The 20,427-nt window shown below is 71.2% G+C and carries 18 protein-coding genes and 1 tRNA gene; all 19 read left to right on the top strand.

Annotated features, from left to right (window positions below; translation table 11 throughout):
* Window positions 1–4 precede the first annotated feature (4 nt).
* The 19 genes from B5F84_RS02085 to B5F84_RS01995 all read left to right on the top strand — a co-directional run bounded on the left by B5F84_RS02085 (window position 5) and on the right by B5F84_RS01995 (window position 20,411).
* The gene (locus tag B5F84_RS02085; protein WP_087320189.1) at window positions 5–1,051 is read left to right on the top strand and encodes a DHH family phosphoesterase; all 1,047 of its coding nucleotides are present in this window, start codon (window positions 5–7) and stop codon (window positions 1,049–1,051) included.
* A 2-nt stretch (window positions 1,052–1,053) separates the two neighbouring features.
* Entirely contained in the window at window positions 1,054–3,198 is a 2,145-nt protein-coding gene (gene truB, locus B5F84_RS02080) for a tRNA pseudouridine(55) synthase TruB (protein WP_239378185.1), read from the top strand.
* The gene (dnaG, locus tag B5F84_RS02075) at window positions 3,195–5,132 is read left to right on the top strand and encodes a DNA primase (RefSeq protein ID WP_204205476.1); all 1,938 of its coding nucleotides are present in this window, start codon (window positions 3,195–3,197) and stop codon (window positions 5,130–5,132) included. Before truB ends, dnaG begins: the two co-directional genes overlap by 4 nt.
* A gap of 45 nt (window positions 5,133–5,177) precedes the next feature.
* Window positions 5,178–6,545: an RNA polymerase sigma factor RpoD gene (gene rpoD / locus B5F84_RS02070; protein WP_087320186.1), complete on the top strand. Its 1,368-nt coding sequence runs from the start codon at window positions 5,178–5,180 to the stop codon at window positions 6,543–6,545.
* Between the two features lie 407 nt (window positions 6,546–6,952).
* A tRNA-Asn gene (locus tag B5F84_RS02065) sits at window positions 6,953–7,027 on the top strand.
* A 474-nt stretch (window positions 7,028–7,501) separates the two neighbouring features.
* Entirely contained in the window at window positions 7,502–8,359 is an 858-nt protein-coding gene (locus B5F84_RS02060) for an ABC transporter permease (protein WP_087320184.1), read from the top strand.
* 10 nt (window positions 8,360–8,369) lie between these two features.
* Window positions 8,370–9,122: an ABC transporter ATP-binding protein gene (locus tag B5F84_RS02055; RefSeq protein ID WP_087320182.1), complete on the top strand. Its 753-nt coding sequence runs from the start codon at window positions 8,370–8,372 to the stop codon at window positions 9,120–9,122.
* A 176-nt stretch (window positions 9,123–9,298) separates the two neighbouring features.
* Window positions 9,299–9,850 (top strand): bifunctional pyr operon transcriptional regulator/uracil phosphoribosyltransferase PyrR, encoded by a 552-nt coding sequence (gene pyrR, locus B5F84_RS02050; RefSeq protein ID WP_087320180.1) that lies wholly within the window; start codon window positions 9,299–9,301, stop codon window positions 9,848–9,850.
* A 27-nt stretch (window positions 9,851–9,877) separates the two neighbouring features.
* On the top strand, window positions 9,878–10,813 hold the full coding sequence (locus B5F84_RS02045) for an aspartate carbamoyltransferase catalytic subunit (protein WP_087320177.1): 936 nt from the start codon (window positions 9,878–9,880) through the stop codon (window positions 10,811–10,813).
* Window positions 10,797–12,101, top strand: coding sequence for a dihydroorotase (locus B5F84_RS02040; protein WP_087320175.1), 1,305 nt, complete (start codon window positions 10,797–10,799; stop codon window positions 12,099–12,101). The genes B5F84_RS02045 and B5F84_RS02040 overlap by 17 nt, the downstream gene beginning before the upstream one ends.
* Before the next feature lie 10 nt (window positions 12,102–12,111).
* Window positions 12,112–12,909: a dihydroorotate dehydrogenase electron transfer subunit gene (locus B5F84_RS02035; protein WP_087320173.1), complete on the top strand. Its 798-nt coding sequence runs from the start codon at window positions 12,112–12,114 to the stop codon at window positions 12,907–12,909.
* Window positions 12,909–13,853, top strand: coding sequence for a dihydroorotate dehydrogenase (locus B5F84_RS02030; RefSeq protein ID WP_087320171.1), 945 nt, complete (start codon window positions 12,909–12,911; stop codon window positions 13,851–13,853). The genes B5F84_RS02035 and B5F84_RS02030 overlap by 1 nt, the downstream gene beginning before the upstream one ends.
* Window positions 13,847–14,572, top strand: a complete 726-nt coding sequence (gene pyrF, locus B5F84_RS02025) for an orotidine-5'-phosphate decarboxylase (RefSeq protein WP_204205475.1) — start codon at window positions 13,847–13,849, stop codon at window positions 14,570–14,572. The genes B5F84_RS02030 and pyrF overlap by 7 nt, the downstream gene beginning before the upstream one ends.
* Window positions 14,573–14,773: 201 nt before the next feature.
* Window positions 14,774–15,082 (top strand): integration host factor, actinobacterial type, encoded by a 309-nt coding sequence (gene mihF / locus B5F84_RS02020; protein WP_087219875.1) that lies wholly within the window; start codon window positions 14,774–14,776, stop codon window positions 15,080–15,082.
* The gene (gmk, locus tag B5F84_RS02015; RefSeq protein WP_087320169.1) at window positions 15,082–15,657 is read left to right on the top strand and encodes a guanylate kinase; all 576 of its coding nucleotides are present in this window, start codon (window positions 15,082–15,084) and stop codon (window positions 15,655–15,657) included. Before mihF ends, gmk begins: the two co-directional genes overlap by 1 nt.
* Window position 15,658: 1 nt before the next feature.
* On the top strand, window positions 15,659–15,943 hold the full coding sequence (locus tag B5F84_RS02010) for a DNA-directed RNA polymerase subunit omega (RefSeq protein WP_087320167.1): 285 nt from the start codon (window positions 15,659–15,661) through the stop codon (window positions 15,941–15,943).
* An 8-nt stretch (window positions 15,944–15,951) separates the two neighbouring features.
* Window positions 15,952–17,199 carry a tRNA uracil 4-sulfurtransferase ThiI gene (gene thiI / locus B5F84_RS02005; protein WP_087320165.1) on the top strand — a complete coding sequence of 416 codons (1,248 nt, stop codon included), beginning with the start codon at window positions 15,952–15,954 and terminating at the stop codon, window positions 17,197–17,199.
* Between the two features lie 187 nt (window positions 17,200–17,386).
* A complete protein-coding gene (locus tag B5F84_RS02000; protein WP_087320163.1) occupies window positions 17,387–18,082 on the top strand; it encodes a ComEA family DNA-binding protein in 696 nt (231 codons plus the stop codon).
* Window positions 18,075–20,411 (top strand): ComEC/Rec2 family competence protein, encoded by a 2,337-nt coding sequence (locus B5F84_RS01995; RefSeq protein WP_087320161.1) that lies wholly within the window; start codon window positions 18,075–18,077, stop codon window positions 20,409–20,411. Before B5F84_RS02000 ends, B5F84_RS01995 begins: the two co-directional genes overlap by 8 nt.
* The last annotated feature ends 16 nt before the right edge of the window (window positions 20,412–20,427 follow it).

The raw sequence follows: 20,427 nt of genomic DNA, 5'->3' as shown, positions 1-20,427 counted from the left end.
TCGCGTGGACCGATCTTGCGAAAGGAAGGCGCAGGACGAGCAGTTCGACGCCATCCGTCGCCTCATCGAGGGGGCGCAGACCATCGCGGTCTGCGCCCACACCTCGCCGGACGGCGACGCGCTCGGCTCCCAGCTCGCGCTCGTCGAGCTGATCGAGCGCACCTGGCCCGGCAAGGAGGTGGCGGCGCTGCTGGCCGACGACGACGTCGTCCCGCGCACCTACGCCTTCCTCCCGGGCTCCGAGCGGCTCGTCCGCGCCTGCGCCTACGGCGCCTCGCCAGACCTCTTCATCTGCGTCGACCTCTCGCAGCCCGGGCGGCTCGCCGACGCGCGCGCCGTGCTCGAGCGCGCCCGCCGCAGCGCCGTGATCGACCACCACCCCGGCGCGGAGCCCTTCTGGGACGCCGGCGTGGTGCGCACGGACGCGGCCGCCGCGGGCGTGATCGTGGCGGAGTTCGCCCAGCGCGTCGCGGGCGCGCTCACGCCCACGATGGCCCAGTGCCTCCTCTGCGCCCTCGTCACCGACACGGGGCGCTTCCAGTACCAGAACGCCAACGGCGAGGCCTTCCGCGTGGCGAGCATGCTCGTCGACTCCGGCGCGTCGCCCGCCGACGTGGCGCTCAACGTCTACCAGAGCGACCGGCTCTCCTACGTGCACCTCTGCGCGACGGTCATGAGCCGCATCACCACGTTCGAGCAGGGAAAGATCGCCTACAGCTACGCCACGGCCGCCGACCTTGCCGCCGCGGGCGTGCCCGTGGCGGAGTGCGACGGGCTCGTCGACCTCGTCCGCGTGGTCGAGGGCACCGAGGTCGCCCTCTTCCTCAAGGAGGTCCCCGGCGGCCGGGTGCGCGGCAACCTCCGCGCCAAGACGGACCGCGACATCTCGGGGATCGCCCGCGAGATGGGCGGCGGCGGGCACCCCGCCGCGGCCGGCTTCACCGTCGAGGGGGACATCGACGAGGCCCTCTCGGTCGTCCTGCCCAAGCTCCGCGCCCTCTACGCATGTGCAAAGGGGACAGGCACCTTTGCACGCTCCGCGGAGGGCTGACGTTGGCCCGCCGTCCGAGCGCCTTCTCCGCGCTCATCGCCATCGACAAGCCCGCCGGCATGACGAGCCACGACGTCGTCTCCCGCGTCCGCCGCGCGGTCGGCGAGAAGCGCGTGGGCCATGCCGGCACGCTCGACCCGGCCGCCACCGGCGTGCTCGTGGTGGGCATCGGCCAGGCCACCAAGCTCCTGGGCCTGCTCACGCTCGACCGCAAGGGCTACGACGCGACCTTCCAGCTCGGGTCCGAGACCACCACGGACGACACCGAGGGCGACATCACGCGCACGGCCGAGGTGCCGGGCGAGCTGCTCGACCCCATGGTCGCCAAGCTCGAGGTCTCGAGCCTCGCGGGCGAGCAGGACCAGGTGCCCCCGGCCTTCTCCGCCGTCTCGGTGGGCGGCCGGCGCGCCTACGACGCCGCCCGGGCGGGGGAGGAGCTCGAGCTCGCCGCCCGGCGCATCCGCGTGTATGACGCGCGCCTCCTCGGCGTTGACGCCACGGCCAGGAGCTGGGAGCTCTCGCTCGACGTCTCCAAGGGCACCTACGTGCGCAGCCTCGCGCGCGACCTCGGGCGCCGCCTGGGCTGCTGCGCGCACGTCTCGGCCCTCAGGCGCACCTTCTCCGGCCCCGTGGCGCTCGCCGACTGCGTGACCCTCGAGGAGCTCGAGGCCCGCGGTGCCGAGCTTGTCCACGAGCGCTGCCTCGACCCGGTCAGCGTTCTGGGCCTTCCCGAGCGCGCCCTCTCGCTCGATGAGGTCGTTGACGTCATGAACGGGCGCAGGATCTCGCTTGGCGAGGTTCGTGACGACTGCGTGGTGCGCGCCCCCGCCCCCGGCGAGCGCGTGGCGCTCACCCTGGGCGGCGGCCTGGCCGGCATCTGGCGCCGCGACGGGCGCCACCTCGTCTGCGAGACCAACTTCCCGCAGGCCGTCGAGGGCGTGCGCGTGCCCATCGACGCCCGCTCGCTCTCTCCCGAGTCGCCGCTCGACGAGCGCGGCGCCCGCGCGCTCGTGCGCGCCTGCGTCCCCGCGGGCCGCGCGTATCGCGGCGGCTTTGGCATGCGCCTGCTCGACGGGGCCGTCGAGTGCCTGCTCGACGTGCCCTACCGCGCGCCGTTCTCCACCGTGGCCGTGGGGGAGGCCCCCGAGCCCGTCCGCGACCCGCTCCTCTCGGAGAAGCGCGCGCTCGGCGAGGACCGGCGCTTCGTCTGCGCCATCGGCGCCTTCGACGGGCTGCACCGCGGGCACCGGGCCCTTCTCGCCCGAGCCCGCGCCGAGGCCGGGCGCCGGGGCTGCCGCCTTGCCGTCGTGACCTTCTCGCCCGACCCCGCGCGCGTCCTCTCGCCGGACGCCGCTCCCGACGAGCTGCTCTCCGCCGACGACCGCGAGTACGCCCTCATCGACTCCGGGGCGGACGCCCTTCTCGTCTTCTCGTTCACCCCCGAGCTCGCGGCCGCGCCGTACGAGCGCTTCGTGCGCGAGGGCCTGGGCTCCCTGCTCGACGTCCGTGCCATCGTGGTGGGCGAGGACTTTCGCCTGGGCGCCCGGGGGGCGGGCACCGTCCCCGCCCTGCGCGAGCTCGGCCGGGCGGACGGCTTCGACGTCATCGGCGTGCCGCTTGCGAGCGAGGGCGGGGCCCCCATCACCGCCACGCGCATCCGCGGCCTCATCGGGCGGGGGAGCGTCGAGGAGGCGTCTGCGCTCATGGGCCGCTGCCACTTTGTCGCGGGCACGGTCGAGCACGGGCGCGGCGAGGGAACGGGCTTTGGCTTCCCCACGGCGAACGTGCGCGTGGACGTGGGCGCGTGCCTTCCCGCCGAGGGCGTCTACGCGGGGTTCGTCGTCGTGGGCAGCGCCCTCGGCACCGACCACGTGGGCGAGGTCGCCTACCCGGCGGCCATCAACGTGGGCAAGCCGAGGTCCTTCTCGCCGGGCGAGGAGGGCGAGCCCTTCCTCGAGGCGACGCTGCTCGGCTTCGAGGGCGACCTCTACGGTGCGGTCGTGCGCGTGGCCTTTGTCCGGTGGCTCCGCGAGCCGCGGACGTTCCCCTCGCTCGACGAGCTCGAGCGCGTGGTGCTCGGCAACGTGTCCTGGGTGCGTGCTACCCTCGGGGAGCGGGGGGTCGAGCTTTCCGGGAGGCGCGCGTGATAACCGACGAGGACAAGGAGAGGGTCCGCCAGGCCACCGACTTCGTGCAGCTCGTCGCGGAGACCGTGGAGCTGCGCCAGCGGGGCCAGGAGTTCTGGGGCTGCTGCCCCTTCCACGGCGAGAAGAGCCCCTCGTTCAAGGTGAACCCCGCCACGGGCCTCTGGCACTGCTTTGGCTGCGGGGACGGCGGCGACGTCTTCTCCTATGTGCAGCGGCGCGAGAACCTCGAGTTCCCGGACGCGATCCGCTATCTTGCGGACCGCGCTGGGATCGAGCTCTCCGAGGAGCGCTCCGGGCGGCGCGGCCCCAGGAAGAGCCGTCTCATGGAGGCGCTCGAGGAGGCCGAGGCGTACTACCACACGATGCTCATGCGCGGCCGCGGCGCGGGCCCGGACGAGGCGCGCCGCTACTTCGCGGGGCGCGGCTTTGGCTCTGACGTCTGCCGGCGGTGGGGGCTCGGCTTTGCCCCCGGGCACGGCCAGCTCGTGGCGCACCTGCGCTCAAAGGGCTTCACGCCCGCGGAGATGGTCGCCGCCGACCTTGCGCAGGAGCGCTCCGGGCGCCCCGTCGACCGCTTCTTCGACCGCGTGATGTTTCCCATCCACGACGAGCGCGGCCGCACCATCGCCTTTGGCGGCCGCGTCATCGGCGCCAAGCGCGAGGGCGTGGCCAAGTACGTCAACACGCGCGACACCGCCGCCTTCAACAAGGGCAAGCACCTCTTCGCCTACGACCGCGCCAAGGAGACGATGGCGGCGACGGGGGAGGCGATCGTCTGCGAGGGCTACACCGACGTCATCGCCATGCACGAGGCGGGCCTCACCAACGCGGTCGCCGCCCTGGGGACGGCGTTTCGCCTCGACCACGTGCGGCTCATGGAGCGCCAGCGCGTGAGCCGCATCGTCTGCCTCTTCGACGGCGACGCCGCCGGGCAGCGCGCCGCCGAGCGCGCGGTCCGCTACATCGACAAGACCTCGGCGGCCCTCATGTGCGTGGTGCTGCCGGACGGCCAGGACCCGATGGAGTTTCTGGCCGAGCACGGGCCCGCGGCGCTGCGCCCCATCCTCGACGCCGCGCGCCCGCTCATGGACTTCGTCTTCGAGAAGCGGCTCGCGGGGCTCGACCTCTCGGCCCCGGGGCGGCGCGTGCGGGCGCTCGAGGACATGGCCGGGGTGCTCGCGCCGCTCAAGCACTCGGTCCTTCTCGACGAGTACGCCACGCGCCTTGCCGACACCCTGGGCATGGACGTGGGCGACACCAAGCGCGCCATCCGCGAGGCGCGGGTCCCCGACGCCGAGGGCGAGCGCCCGCCCGCGCGCCGCGCGCCGAGCGGGACCCCGAAGGGCACGGGAGCGCCCGCGCCCGCGCCGTCGTGGGAGGATGGGGCCGTCCCGGACGACTACGTGCCGGCTGAGGCCTACGAGGCGCCCGCCGCGCCCGTGACCGCTGCCGCCCCGGCCCCCCGGGCGCTTTCCGCCGACGAGCGGATGCAGGTCGCGGCCGAGCGCGAGCTGCTCTCGGCCATCGCGCAGCGCCCCGACGACCTGCGCGCCTACGGCGAGCGCATCGCCGGGCTCTCCTGGTCCGACGGGCGCCACGAGGCGATGGCGTGGGCGATGCTCTCAACGCCGGCGGGCACGAGCCCGTCCGAGGTCGTCGCCGCCGCGACGGCGGTCGTGCCCGAGGCCCCGCGGATCCTCTCGGGCGGCCGCGTGATGGGGGAGCGCGAGCTCACCGACGACGAGAAGCTCGACTTCATCGTGGACAACGCGGAGCTCTGCTCGTGCCGCCGGCGCGTCCGCCAGATCAGGGCGGCGCTCTCCGGGGCCCCGGCCTCAGACGACGCCTCCGAGCGCCTCTTCGAGGAGGCGACCGCGCTCCAGCGCCGCGTCAACGAGCTCGTGCGCAAGGTTTCCTCTGTATCTGAGGAGTAGTTTTCGGGTATACTTTCGTGCGTTCATGCGTCGAAGGGGAGATACGTGGCAGGCAGCAAGAAGACGAAGAGCGGCATCAAGCTTTCCGACGACCTCACCAAGGTCGTCGATGACATCGTTCGCGGCGCAAAGGGCGCCGGCAGCGTCACCGAGGACGACATCCAGGTGGCCATCCGCGAGATTGACGTTGACTCCGACGAGCTCTCCGACCTCTACGAGGCCATTCGTTCCAAGGGTGTCGAGGTGACGGGCGGGTCCGAGGCCCCGGAGGGGGGCTTCTCCGCCGACGACGAGGCCTCCGACGACGACTTCGACGACGATGACGTTGCGGGCGAGGGGTTTGGCGACGACGACGAGGAGGACTCCGAGAGCGTGGCCGAGGCCAAGGCCGTGAAGGAGGCCCTGCGCTCGGTGCCCAAGGCCCGCGCGGCCAAGCCCAAGCGCTCCTCGCGCGCCCGTGCGCGCCGGCAGGACACCTCCACGGTCATGCTCACGGGCGACCCGGTTCGCATGTACCTCAAGGAGATCGGCAAGGTCGACCTTCTCACCGCCTCCGAGGAGGTCCACCTTGCCATGAAGATCGAGGCGGGCACCGAGGCCGCCTCGAAGCTCGAGGCCGCTGAGGCCGGCGAGCTCACCCTCACGCGCGCCGAGCAGCGCCGCCTCATGCGCATCGAGCAGGTGGGCCTTGACGCCAAGCAGCAGCTCATCAGCGCGAACCTGCGCCTCGTGGTCTCCATTGCCAAGCGCTACGTGGGACGCGGCATGCTCTTCCTCGACCTCATCCAGGAGGGCAACCTCGGCCTCATCCGCGCGGTCGAGAAGTTCGACTACACCAAGGGCTTCAAGTTCTCCACCTACGCCACCTGGTGGATTCGCCAGGCCATCACGCGCGCCATCGCCGACCAGGCCCGCACCATCCGCATCCCGGTCCACATGGTGGAGACCATCAACAAGCTCATCCGCGTGCAGCGCCAGCTGCTCCAGGATCTCGGCCGCGACCCCACCCCCGAGGAGATCGGCGCCGAGATGGGCATGAGCCCGGACCGCGTGCGCGAGATCCAGAAGATCAGCCAGGAACCCGTCTCGCTGGAGACGCCCATCGGCGAGGAGGAGGACTCCCAGCTCGGCGACTTCATCGAGGACTCCTCCGCCGTCGCGCCGCCCGAGGCCGCGTCCGACTCCATGCTGCGCGAGCAGCTCGACCAGGTCCTCGACGGCCTTGCCGACCGCGAGCGCAAGGTCATCAAGTTCCGCTTTGGTCTGGAGGACGGCCACCCGCGCACCCTCGAGGAGGTCGGGCGCGAGTTTGGCGTCACGCGCGAGCGCATCCGCCAGATCGAGAGCAAGACCCTCGCCAAGCTGCGCCACCCGAGCCGCTCGGGCCGCCTCAAGGACTACATGGAGGACTAGGGGCTGTTAGGGTCTCAGGCATCGGCAACTGACGGCCGCGGCACACCTGCCGCGGCCGTTTTTGCGTGGGGGGCGGACGGGTTCTTCTCGCCCGGCGCGCCCATGGGGCGTCCCGCCCCGCAGTTTTTGGCCTACCGCGTCCGATAGTATGCAAATCTTGCTTCCACTTCATATACCCGCAGGAAAAAACTGACCCTTAGGCGATTTGTGTATGCTAATCGGCCCTGATCGACGGCGGAACGACCGCCTCGTGGGATGATTGCGCCCACCCGAGAAGCGCCTCAGCTCGCGCCCGCCGATGGATGCAAGCGCTCGCTCCGCCAGCTCGTCCAAGAAATCTGAGATTCTCGCTTGCGTCTTTCTCTGGCATCTGTATACTCTTCTCTTGTGCAACGCGCACACCACCTTCCCCGGTGGCGCAGTGGTAGCGCAGCTGACTGTTAATCAGCGTGTCGTAGGTTCGAATCCTACCCGGGGAGCCAGAAATTGACGAGGCCGGAGGGATAAACCCTCCGGCCTCTTTTTCGTTGGGTCATCCCCACAATTCCCCACGATTGGCACGAGCGTCGGCCCTGGCCCGCAGAGCCGCGCGAGGGCGTCCGCGTCGGCTGCCGGGGCTGACTGCGCTCGCCCGGCCCCGGTCGGTGGGCACCCTGGCTTTACGGGGGCGGTTCCGTGGGCAGGGGCTCTTGACAGAGATTCGCCGCTAGGGCGGCCCCAGCGGGAGCGGCCGAGGGCCGATTAGCATACACGAATCGCTCGGCGGACAGATTTTTCCTGCGAGTATATGAAGTGAAAGCAAGAAATGTATGCTGTCGGACGCGGCGGGCCCAAAATCCGCGGAACCCGCGCCCCCATGGGCGCGCCAGGCGAGAAGAACCTCTCGCGCCCCAGGGCCGGCCCGTCGGGCGCTCTCTGCGGTTTCTATGACCCTCGGGGCCCTGTGATAGGATTCCATGGGAAAGAACGGATATGGGCAGGGGGAACCTTTGAGCCAGGGGACAACGAGGGGCCGCGGCGTGGTGCACGTCTCCGCAGGCCTGGAAAAGGACCGCTTCATCCTTCAGCAGCTCGTGACCAAGGACTTCAAGCTGCGCTATCGCCGCTCGGTTCTTGGCGTCGTGTGGAGCGTGCTCAACCCGCTGCTCATGATGATCGTCATGAGCTTCGTCTTCTCGTACTTCCTGCGGGGCTCGAACGTTGAGAACTACCCGCTCTACCTCATCGTGGGCAACGTCACCTTTGGCCTCATGAACGAGGCCACGAGCACGGGCCTGCGCTCGATCATCGACGCGGCGCCGCTGCTCAAGAAGGTCAAGGTCGACCGCTGGGTGTTCCCGGTCCAGAAGGTCCTCTCGGCCGTGGTGAACTTCGCCCTGTCGCTCATCGCCGTCGTGATCGTCATGCTCTTCTTCCAGATCGCGCCCACCTGGCACCTGGTCTGGATGGTGCCCGCGCTCCTGCTGCTCATGGTCTTCTGCGTGGGCCTCTCGCTGCTCATCGGGTCGCTCGCGGTCTTCTTCCGCGACATGATCCACCTCTGGAGCGTGCTGCTCACCGCGTGGACCTACCTCACGCCCATCTTCTGGGACCTCTCCCTGCTCACCAACTCCAACGCGCCCTGGATCGTGGTGGCCGTGGTCAAGGCCAACCCCATGTACAACTACATCGACATGATGCGCTGCGCCATCGTGTACCAGGCCACCCCGGGCTCCACGGTGCTCATCCTCGCCGTCGCGTGGGCGCTTCTCGCCCTTGTCGCGGGCATCCTCGTCTTCCGCAAGACCCAGCACAAGTTCATCCTCTACATCTAGGCAGGCACCCATGGCCGAAACGCCCACCCCGTACGCCATCGAGGTCGACGACGTCTCGATGATCTTCAACATCGCGAGCGAGCAGCTCAACAACCTCAAGGAGTACTTCATCAAGATCATGAGGCACGAGCTCTTCTTCAAGGAGTTCCGTGCCCTCGACCACGTGAGCTTCAAGGTGCGCCGCGGGGAGGTCGTGGGCCTTGTCGGCACCAACGGCTCGGGCAAGTCCACGATGCTCAAGTGCATCGCGGGCGTGCTGGAGCCCTCGGAGGGCTCGATCACGGTCCGCGGCAACATCGCGCCGCTCATCGAGCTCGGTGCGGGCTTTGACCCCGAGCTCACCGCCCGCGAGAACATCTACCTCAACGGCGCGCTCCTCGGCTACTCGAACGAGTTCATCGACGAGCACCTCCAGGAGATCATCGACTTTGCCGAGCTCGCCGACTTCATGGACATGCCGCTCAAGAACTACTCCTCGGGCATGGTCGCGCGCATCGCCTTTGCCATCGCCACGGTGACCGAGCCCGACGTCCTCATCGTCGACGAGACCCTCTCGGTGGGCGACGTCTTCTTCCAGGAGAAGTGCGAGGAGCGCATCAAGCGCTTCATCGACTCGGGCAAGGTCACGGTCCTCTTTGTCTCGCACTCCATGAAGCAGGTCGCGCGCATCTGCGAGCGCGCCGTCTGGATCGAGAAGGGCCACCTGCGCATGGACGGCCCCGTCGACGAGGTCATCGAGGCCTACGAGAAGCAGTTCGGCTAGCGCTCGCGCCGCCCGTCCTTCTCGCGCCTCGCGCCCCGGCTTCGTGCTACAGTAGGGGAGATTCTTTAAGCCGGTGCGAGACGCCAGCAAGGTCAGGTCCCCTGGGACGCTTTATATGCCTTTCTCACGCTCGTGCCGGCATGCCGGCAGGGCGTTTTTTGTGAGAAGGGAGTCCCATGGAACAGGCCCAGCTCAAGGCACAGATCATGGACGCGCAGGCCATGAGCCGTGCGCTCACCCGCATCGCTCACGAGATCATCGAGCGAAACGAGGGCGCCGAGAACGTGGCCCTCGTGGGCATCGTCCGCCGCGGCGCCGCGCTGGCGCCCCTGCTCGCCGACGAGATCGCCAAGATCGAGGGCACGCGCCCGCCCGTGGGCACGCTCGACGTGAGCTTCTACCGCGACGACGTCCGCCGCAAGATCGCCCCCGTGGAGTTTGGCACGGACATCCCCTTTGGCGTCGACGACCGCGACATCGTCCTCGTCGACGACGTCCTCTACACCGGGCGCACCATCCGCGCCGCGCTCGACGCCCTCATCGACCTCGGTCGCCCCAAGACGGTGCAGCTCGCCGTCATGATCGACCGCGGCCACCGCGAGCTTCCCATCCGTGCCGACTACGTGGGCAAGAACGTGCCCTCCTCCCACGAGGAGGACGTCCGCGTGACCCTTGCCCCGTACGACGAGACCAACTCGGTCGAGATCTGGACCAGGCCGACCGAGTAGAGCAGTGCACAGGAGGTGCCAACCAAGATGCTGTCCGTCAAACACCTGATCGACACGACGAGCCTCACCGCCGACGACATCACCCAGATCCTCGACACGGCGCGCTCGTTCTCCGAGGTCAACAAGCGCGCGATCAAGAAGGTCCCTGCGCTTCGCGGCCGCACGATCGTGAACCTCTTCCTCGAGCCGTCCACGCGCACCAAGAGCTCCTTCGAGCTCGCCGAGAAGCGCCTCTCGGCCGACTCCCTCTCCATGGGCGGCGCCACGTCCTCCGTGGTCAAGGGCGAGAGCCTCGCCGACACCATCGAGACCATCGACGCCATGAACGTCGACATGTTCATCTGCCGCGCCAAGCTCGCCGGCACGCCGCAGAAGATTACCGAGCACACCGACGCCATCGTCATCAACGCCGGCGACGGCAAGCACCAGCACCCCACCCAGGCGATGCTCGACCTCTACACCATCCGCGAGAACTTCGGCCACCTCGACGGCCTCAAGGTCGCCATCGTGGGCGACCTCTCCCACAGCCGCGTCTGCGGCAGCCTCGTGCCCGCGCTCAAGACCATGGGCGCCGACGTCACGCTCGTGGGCCCGCCCACCTTCCAGGTGGACGACCCCGACTACTACGGCGTGCCCCAGACGGCCGACCTCGACGACGTCATCCCCGAGATGGACGTCGTCTACATGCTGCGCGTCCAGCTCGAGCGCATGGAGGGCGCGGCCATCCCGTCCCGCCGCGAGTACAACCGCCTCTGGGGCCTCGACATGGCGCGCGTCAACAAGATGAAGCCCGAGGCCATCATCTGCCACCCCGGCCCCATGAACCGGGGCATGGAGATCAACGCCGACGTGGCCGACTGCGCCCGCTCGCGCATTCTTGACCAGGTCAACGCCGGCGTCCTCACGCGCATGGCCGAGATGTACCTGCTTCTGGGAGGAGAGAACAATGGCGTATCTGCTTAAGGGGGCCCACGTCGTCGACCCGCAGGTGGGCCTTGACGACGTCCGCGACGTGCTGATCGACGGCGAGAAGATCGCGGCCGTGGGCGAGGCCCTCGAGGCGCCCGAGGGGGCGTGCGTCATCGACGCCTCCGGCAAGTACCTCGTGCCCGGCCTCGTCGACATGCACGTCCACTTCCGCGACCCCGGCTTTGAGTACAAGGAGACCATCGAGACGGGCGCCCGCGCGGCCACCCACGGCGGCTTCACCGACGTCGCCACGATGCCCAACACCGACCCCGTGACCGACACCGGCGCCGAGGTCCGCTACCAGATCGACCGCGCGCGCGAGGCGGGGCTCTGCCACGTGCGCCCCATCGGCGCGCTCACGGTGGGCGAGAAGGGCGAGCAGCTCGCCGAGATCGGCGACATGGTCATGGAGGGCGCGGTCGCCTTCTCCGACGACGGCCACGGCGTCCAGAGCGCCGGCATGATGCGCACCTGCATGGAGTACGTCTCGCAGTTCGACCGCGTCGTCTCCGCGCACTGCGAGATCGAGTCGCTCACCACGCACGGCGTCATCAACGAGGGCCGCGCGAGCACACGCCTCGGCATGTTCGGCTGGCCGGCGCTCGGCGAGGAGCTGGAGATCTACCGTGACATCGAGCTCTGCCGCATGACCGGCTGCGCCCTGCACATCGCCCACATCTCCACCGGGAAGGGCCTCGACCTGGTGCGCGCCGCCAAGGCCGAGGGCCTGCCCGTCACCTGCGAGGTCGCCCCGCACCACCTCTTCCTCTCCGAGGACGACGTGACGGACGCCTACGATACCAACCTCAAGATGAACCCGCCCCTGCGCACCGCCGCGGACGCGGCCGCCCTGCGCGCGGGCGTCCTCGACGGCTCGATCGACTGCATCGTCACCGACCACGCGCCGCACGCCCCGCACGAGAAGGACTGCGAGTGGGAGATCGCGTTCTTCGGCATCGTGGGCCTCGAGACGTCGCTGCCGCTCATGCTCACCAACCTCGTGCTGCCCGGCACGATGAGCTGGTCGCGCCTCGTCGAGGTCATGGCCGTGAATCCCCGCGCCTGCCTCCGCCTTCCGGAGGTGCGCGTCGAGGCGGGGTCTGCCGCCGACCTCACGCTCATCGACCCTGCCGCCGAGGTCACCGTCACCCCCGAGTGGCTCCAGAGCCGCTCGAAGAACTCCGCCTGGCTCGGCGCCACGCTCACCGGCGCCGCCTCCGACGTCTTCGTGGACGGCCACCGCACCCTCACCGAGGGCGTCGTGACCCCCCGGACCGCGTAGCGAGGCCGCCATGGACGACACCAAGACTCCGACCGGCCTTCACGAGGTGACCGTCGTCACCAACGAGCCCGTCGCCGACGGCCTCATGCGCGTCGTGCTCTCCGCGCCCGACCTGGCCTTCCGCCTCGCCCCCGGGCAGTTCCTGAACGTCTACGTGCCGGGCGACGCGAGCCAGATCCTGCGCATCCCGCTGTCCTTCTCGCGCGCGGACGCCTCGACCGGAAAGATAGAGATCGTCTACGCCGTGGTGGGGGACGGCACGCGCCGCCTCTCCGAGATGCCCCGGGGATCGGTCACCACCGTGGTCGCGCCCTGCGGCAACCCCTGGCGCACGTCGGCGGGCCAGGGCCGCTCCGTCGTCGTGGCGGGCGGCGTGGGCATCACCCCGATCGTCGCCTGCGCGGGCCTGCTCGCCGAGCGCGAGATCGCCTTCGACGCCGTCGTGGGCGCGCAGACCGCGGGGCGGCTCTGGGGCGTCGACGCCCTCTCCGGCCTCGGCGCCGGCACCGTGGCCGTCACGACCGACGACGGCTCGGCCGGGCGCGCGGGCTTCACCACCGACGCCCTCGCGGAGCTCCTCGCCGCCGGGGGGTACGCGCAGGTCTACGCCTGCGGCCCCGAGGTCATGATGGCCGGCGTCGCCCGGATCTGCCGCGAGGCGGGCGTGGCCTGCCAGGTCTCCATGGAGCGGATGATGTGCTGTGGCTTCGGGGCGTGCGGCACCTGCAACGTCGCCATGGCCGACGGCACGTACCAGTCCTGCTGCAAGGACGGCCCCGTCTTCGACGCCGAGGAGGTGGCGTGGTAATGGGCGAGAAGAACCCGAGCGCCGAGGGCGTTTCCCTGGCCGTCGACCTCGGCGGCGTCCGCATGAAGAACCCCGTGAACACGGCCTCGGGCACCTTTGCCTTCGGCTCGGTCTTCGAGGGCTTCTTTGACGTCTCGCGCCTGGGCGCGATCACCTGCAAGGGATGCTCCGCCGAGCCCTGGCCCGGCAACCCCGCCCCGCGCATGTGCGAGGTGCCGAGCGGCATGATGAACACCGTGGGCCTCGCCAACCCGGGGGTCGCCGCCGTCGTGGAGCAGAACGGCGCCTACCTCGCCGGGCTCGAGGAGCGGGGCTGTCGCGTCATCCTGCAGGCCGCGGGCCACTCCGTCGAGGAGTACGTGGCCGCCGTCGAGCTCATCGAGGAGCTCGCCCCGTGGGCGAGCGGCGTCGAGCTCAACATCTCCTGCCCCAACATCGCGCGCGGGGGCGCCCTCGTGGGCGGCACGCCCGAGAGCGCCGCGGAGGTCGTGCGCGCGGTGCGCCCGCGCGTGCGCCGGCCGCTCCTCGTCAAGATGGCGCCCGTGCGCGTGCCCGAGGTGGCGCGCGCCTGCGAGGCGGAGGGCGCCGACGCCCTCTCGCTCATCAACACGATCAACGGCATGTCCCTTGACGTGCGCACGCGCAGGAGTCGCCTCTCCAGGCCCACCGGCGGCGTCTCGGGCCCGGCCATCCACGCCATCGCGGTGCGGATGGTCTGGGAGGCCGCGGGCGCCGTCAAGATCCCGATCAACGGCATGGGCGGCATCGCCACCTGGGAGGACGCGGCCGAGATGATCCTTGCCGGCGCGACCTCCGTCACCGTGGGCACCGCCAACTTCTACGACCCCACCTGCGCGGAGCGCATCGTCGGCGAGCTCGCCGCATGGGCCGCCGAGCAGGGGGTCACGGACATCAACGAGCTGATTGGAGCCGTCGAATGCTGACGTACGAACAGGCAAGCGACAAGGTCATCATCGCCCTTGACTGCAGCCGCGAGCGGGCCTTCGAGCTCGCCGACATGCTCGCGGGCAAGGCCACGTGGGTCAAGGTGGGCATGACGCTCTTCTACGCCGAGGGCCCCGCCATCGTCGAGGCGATGCGCGAGCGCGGCCTGCGCGTGTTCCTCGACCTCAAGGTCCACGACATTCCCTTCCAGGTGCAGGGCGCGGTCCGCGCGGCCTCGCTCACCGGCGCCGACATCCTCTCCATCCACGGCCTCGGCTCCTCGGCGATGGTCGCCGCGGCGCGCACGGGCGCCGAGGAGGCGGCGGAGCTGCGCGGCGGGGACCGCACGCGCCTCGTGGCCATCTCCGTGCTCACGAGCATGGACCAGGCGGCGCTCGCCGAGATCGGCGTGGACGCCCCCGTGGCCGAGGAGGTCGCCCGCCTCGCCCGCCTCGCCTACGCCGCCGGCTCCGACGGCATCGTGTGCTCGCCGCAGGAGGCCGCCGACATGCGCGCCCTGCTCGGCCCTGACGCCTTGATCGTCACGCCGGGCGTGCGCCCCGCGGGCGCCGAGGTGGGGGACCAGAAGCGCATTGCCACCCCCGCCGCCGCGATCGAGGCCGGGGCCTCCAAGCTGGTCATCGGCCGTCCCATCACGGGGGCCGACGACCCCGTGGCGGCCTTCGACGCCATCTGCGAGGAGCTCATGGCCTCGTAGTCGTCCTGAGCTGGCGTTTTTTCCGGGCGCCTTGGGGCGCCGTGCGTGGCGCCCGGTCGACGCGTTGTGAAGGATTGGCCCTTGACCTGCACCTTTGGTGGAGATGTCTTGCAAAAGCAGAGATAAATGGGCACACTGTTTCATTGCGAGCCCGCCTGGAGGCAGGCGGACTCATCGGATTGAACGATGTTTGGAGGAACAATGGCTCTACCCCAGCTTACCGACGAGCAGCGCAAGGCCGCCCTCGAGAAGGCCGCCCAGGCCCGTCACGAGCGCGCCGAGCTGCGCGAGAAGATCAAGAGCGGCAAGGTCACCCTTGAGGACGTCCTCGAGTCCGACGACCCCATCGCCAGCCGCATGAAGGTCTCCACGCTCATCGAGTCCCTCCCCGGCTACGGCAAGGCCAAGGCCGCCAAGATCATGGACGAGCTGGGCATCTCCGCCACCCGCCGCGTCAAGGGCCTGGGCGCCCGCCAGCGCGAGCAGCTCGTCGAGGCCCTCTCCAAGTAGTGACGAGGGAAGCCAGGCTCTTCGTCGTCTCGGGGCCGTCAGGCGTGGGCAAGGGGACGCTCGTCGCGCTGCTGCGCGAGCGTCTCACGCGCCTGGGCCTGACGGTCTCTGCGACTACGAGGGAGCCGCGACCGGGCGAGGTCGACGGGGTCTCCTACCACTTCCTCGACGACGCCGAGTTCGAGCGTCGGGTCGGGGAGGGGGAGTTCCTCGAGTGGGCATGGGTGCACGGGCACCGCTACGGCACGCTGCGCTCCGAGGTGGAGCGCGTGCTGGCCGAGGGGCGCTCCGTCGTGCTTGAGATTGACGTCCAGGGCGCCCTCAGCGTCCGTGCCTCCCACCCCGAGGCCGTCCTCGTGTTCATTGAGCCCCCCAGCCCGGAGGAGCTCGAGCGGCGCCTGCGCGGCCGCGGCACCGAGGACGAGGCGTCAATCGAGCGCCGCCTGGCCAACGCCCGGCGCGAGATGTCCTACGCCGACCGCTACGACGTGCGCATCGTAAACGACGACCTCGACCGGGCCGTCGACGACCTCGCGCACGTAATCGATTCCTATGAGACAAGGAGCTCGCTCTAAGATGTCTGTTATCAAGCCTGAGATCGACGCGCTGCTCGAGAAGACCGAGCACAACCCCTTCCTGCTCTGCTCCATCGCGTCCAAGCGCGCCTGTGACATCAACAACATGGTGCGCGGCCAGCACCTGCGCGTCGCCGCCATCCAGGAATTCGACGACATCACCACCGTCGCCTCCGGCAAGGACCCCGTGTCCATCGCCATGACCGAGATCGAGGACGGCACCCTGGGCTTCGTCAAGGAGGACTTCGACGAGGGCGTGCGCGGCGCCAACACGATCGCCCTCTAGGCGGCGGCATGACCGAGAGACTCTGCCTCGTCCACTACCACGAGATCGGGCTCAAGGGCAAGAACCGCTCGACCTTCGAGAACCAGCTCGTCACCAACCTGCACCGGGCGCTCAGGTCCTTCTCGCCCGCGAACATCGCGCGCGTGTCGGGGCACCTGGTCGTCGAGGCCTCCGACCGGCTGGCCACGGAGGAGATGGCCGCCGCGATCAGGCGCGTCCCGGGCGTGGCGCGCGTCTCGCTGGCCTATCGCTGCGGGCTCGACGAGGCCGAGTACTGCGCCGCCGCGGTCCGCGCCCTCGGGGAGGCGGGCGACTTCGCCACCTTCAAGGTGCACGCCCGTCGCTCCTCGACGACCTACGAGCTCCACTCGCTCGAGATGAACCGTCTCGTGGGGTCGGTCCTCTGCGAGGCGTTCCCCGACAAGAAGGTCGACGTGCACACCCCCGACGTCACGGTGGTCGTGCACGTGGTCCAGGGGTCGACCTACGTCTACGCCGCCTCGGCGCCGGGCGTGGGGGGGCTTCCCGTGGGCACCGCCGGCAAGGTCGTCACGCTCCTCTCGAGCGGCTTTGACTCGCCCGTCGCCACCTGGATGGTGGGCCGGCGCGGCGCGACCTGCGTCCCGGTGCACTTCTCGGGCCGCCCCATGACCTCCGACACCTCCGAGTGGCTCTGCCAGGACATCGTCGAGGCCCTCGCGCCCTCCGGCGCGATCGGGCGCCTCTACGTGGTGCCCTTCGGCGAGCGCCAGCGCGAGATCTCGCTCGCCGTGCCCCAGGGCCTGCGCATCATCATGTACCGTCGCGTCATGCTGCAGGTCGCCGAGCGCATCGCCCGGCTCGAGGGCGCCAAGGCGCTCGTCACCGGCGAGTCCCTCGGCCAGGTTGCCTCGCAGACGCTCGACAACATCGCCGCCGTGAACGAGGCCGTGACCATGCCCGTCCTGCGGCCGCTCATCGGCTCGGACAAGCAGGAGATCATCGCTCGCGCGCACGAGATCGGGACCTACGACATCTCCTGCGAGACCGCGCCGGACTGCTGCACGCTCTTCATGCCGCGCCGCCCGGAGACCCACGCGCGCCTCCCCGAGGTGCTCGAGGCCTGGGAGAGCTTCGACCACGAGGCCATGGTGGCCGACCTCGTCGAGCACGTCGAGTGGCGCGACTTCTCGCAGTGCCCGTCCTACCACGCGCCCAGGGGAGGCCTTAGGGAGCACCACGCGGAGCTCTCGGCCTGGAGAGGCGGCGAGCGGTAGGGGATCTGCCCGCGAGCGGTGCGCACATAGTTCGAAGTCAGATGGCGGGCGACCCACGCATCGTGGGCGCCCGCCCTTTTCTGTCGGCATCCCGAGAGAGTCCTGGCAGGTTCGTGCCGGGCGTTTTTCCCGCGCGGCCGCGCGGCGCGCGCCCTAGGGGGAAGCTTTTCCCAGGGGGGGTGGTCGCGTGGCACAGGAGCGGAGGGCAGGGAGGCTTTCCGGCAGGCTTGGGCTCAGGGTCGGCGTCGCCGCGGCGGGCGCGCTCGCCGCGCTCGCGGTGGCCGCCACGGCGCTCGGGCTCCTCGGCGGGCCCGGGGGCGTGACGATAGAGCGCTCGGCGGGGATGGTCGAGGAGGCGGCCGAGGGGCCGCAGGACGCCGCGGGCGAGAAGGACGTCGGGGGCGAGAAGGACGGCTCGGGCGAGGGCGGTGTCGCGGCAGCCGAACCCGAGGCGCCGCTCGTCGTCCACGTGGACGGGGCGGTGGCCGCCCCCGGCGTCTACGAGCTCCCCGCGGGCTCGCGCGCGAACGACGCCGTCCTCGCCGCGGGAGGGGTCGTGGAGGGGGCGGACACGAGCTCGATCAACCTTGCCGCCCCGCTCGCGGACGGCGAGAAGGTCCACGTCCCCCTCGCGGGCGAGGCGTCCCCCGCCCCGTCCGCAGGGGCGGGCGCCGCCCCCGAGCAGGCCTCGGGTCCCGTGAACCTCAACACCGCGGGCGTCGAGGAGCTCGACGCCCTGCCCGGCGTCGGCGAGGCGACGGCGCGCGCCATCATCGAGGACCGCGAGCGCAACGGGCCCTTCTCGTCTCCCGAGGACCTCATGCGGGTCTCGGGCATCGGGGAGAAGAAGTTCGAGAAGCTCGAGGCGATGGTCTGTGTCTGAGGGGACGCCGCCCGAGCGCCCCGAGCGCCCGCTCCTTCCCGCCGCCTTCTGGGCGCTCCTTCTCGCCCTTGGGTGCGTGCGGGCCTCGCTCGCCCTCGCGCCGGACCCCCGCGCGCTCCTTGGGGCGGCGCTCGCCGCGCTCCTCCTCGGCGCCCTCTGCTGCGCCCCGCCCGCGCGCCGGCTCCTGCGCGGCTCGTCCGGGCTCGCCCTCGCGCTCCTCGCGGCGCTCGGGTGCGCGCTCGCGGCCTCGGCCGGAGAGCTCGCGCGCCAGGGGAGGGTCGCGGCGCTCCTGGGGTCGAGCCCCGTCTCGGCCTTCGAGCTGAGGCTCGAGGGCGACATGTCGGAGGGCCCCCAGGGCTGGCGCGGACGGGCGCGCGTGGTCTCGGCCGGGCGCGACGCGGGCGGCGTGTGGCTCACGGCCGACGCGCCCGTCCCCCTGGGGACGACGATCCGCTGCGTGGGGCGCTTCTCGCCCAATGAGGAGGGGGAGTGGGGCGCGAGCTCCCGTGCGCAGGGGCTCTCCGGCACGGTGCGCGCGGTGCGGGTCCTCTCGAGGGAGCCCGCGGGCGGCGTGCGCGGGGTCGTCCTGCGGCTGCGCGAGGCCGTGCTCGAGAGCCTCGACGCGGAGTCGTCGGACGCCCGGGCGCTTCTCGCCGGGACGATCTGCGCCTCGACCCAGGCGATGTCCCGCCGCGGCCTGAGCGACGTCTTCGCGTCCTGCGGGGTCTCGCACCTCGTGGCGGTCTCGGGCGGGCATCTCGTGCTCGTGAGCGCCCTCGCCGGCCGCGCGCTCTCCCGCGCGCGCCTCCGGCCGGCCCTGCGCTCTGCGCTCCTGCTCGCGCTCACGGGGGCCTTCGTCGTCTTCTGCGGCGCGCCCGCCTCGGCCGTGCGGGCCTGGGCCATGTCGCTCGTGGCGGAGCTCTCGCGGCTCGCGGGCCGCCGCGCGCACCCGCTCTCCTCCGCCTCCCTCGTGGCGCTCGGCATGGCGCTCGCGGACCCCGGGGTGACGGGGCAGCTGGGCTACCTCCTCTCCGTGGCGTGCGTCTGCGGCATCTGCGCGCTCGGCGCCTACGCGCGCTACGCGGTGCGCACGCTCGCCCCGCCCCCGGCTGCGCTCCTGCGCCCGCCCGCCCGTCGGCTCGCCCGCGCCTGGGACGCCGCCGAGGAGGCGCTCTCGCTCACGCTCGTCTCCCAGGCGGTCACGGCACCGCTCGTCTGCGCGACGTTCTCGCAGCTCTCCCTCGTGGCGCCGCTCGCCAACGTCGTGCTCGCCCCGCTCTTCTCGGCGCTGCTCGCCCTTGGGCTCGCCGCCGCGGCGCTCGTTGCGCTCCCGTCCGTGCAGGGCGTCGCGCTCGCCGCCTGCGACGTCGTCGGGAGCGCCCTCATGGCCGCCCTGCGCTCGCTCGCGGCGCTCCCGCTCTCCTGCGTCGCCGTGAGCGCGGACGAGACGGCGGCCCTCGTCGCCCTCGCGCTCGCCCTGGCGGCCCTCGTCGCCTGGTGGCCGCGCCTTACGCGCCGGGGCCTCTCTGCCGGGGTCGGGGTCGTGGCGGCCGTCGCGCTTGCGTGGTACGTGAGGTGGCGCCTCTTCGCACCCGCCTGCGTGCGCGTCCTCGACGTCGGTCAGGGGGACGCGATCCTCGTCACGGACGGCGCGAGCGCGACGCTCGTGGACGCGGGCCCGGGCGACGCCGTCACGGAGGCCCTCGCGCGCAACAACGTCTTCCACCTCGACGCGGTCATCGTCACGCACCTGCACGACGACCACACGGGCGGCCTTGCGGCCGCGGCCGCCGTCACGGGCGCTCGGGTCGTGATGGCGGGCGAGGGGGTGGAGCCCCCGCTTCCGGAGGGCGCGCGGCTCAAGACGCTGCGCCACGGGGACGTGGTCAGGGTGGGGCGCTTCTCGCTCGCCTGCGTCTCGCCGACGGGCCCTGTCGACGGGACGGAGAACGCCCACTCGCTCGAGCTCGCCCTGAGCTTCGACGACGGCTCCCGCACGCTGACGGGGCTGCTCACGGGCGACGCCGAGCGTGACGAGACCGCGGCGGTCCTTGCGCGTGGCGAGGTGGGCGACGTCGACTTCCTGAAGGTGGGGCACCACGGCTCGGCCGTCTCGGTCTACCCCGAGGACGCCCGCACGCTCGCCGCCGAGGTCGCCGTGGCGAGCGCGGGGGAGGGTAACCCCTACGGGCACCCCGACCCGGCGTGCGTGGAGGCCCTCGAGGCGGCGGGCTCCGTCTTCCTCTGCACGAGCGACGCGGGCGACGTGTGCGTGGAGCCGGGAGGGCGCGGGCCCGTCGTCTCCTGCCAGCGCGGGGACGGGCCATGAGCGCCCGGCGGCCGCT

This window comes from Olsenella sp. An290 (genome assembly GCF_002159535.1).
GTDB lineage: Bacteria > Actinomycetota > Coriobacteriia > Coriobacteriales > Atopobiaceae > Thermophilibacter.
This window is presented reverse-complemented; position numbering and strand designations above follow the sequence as displayed.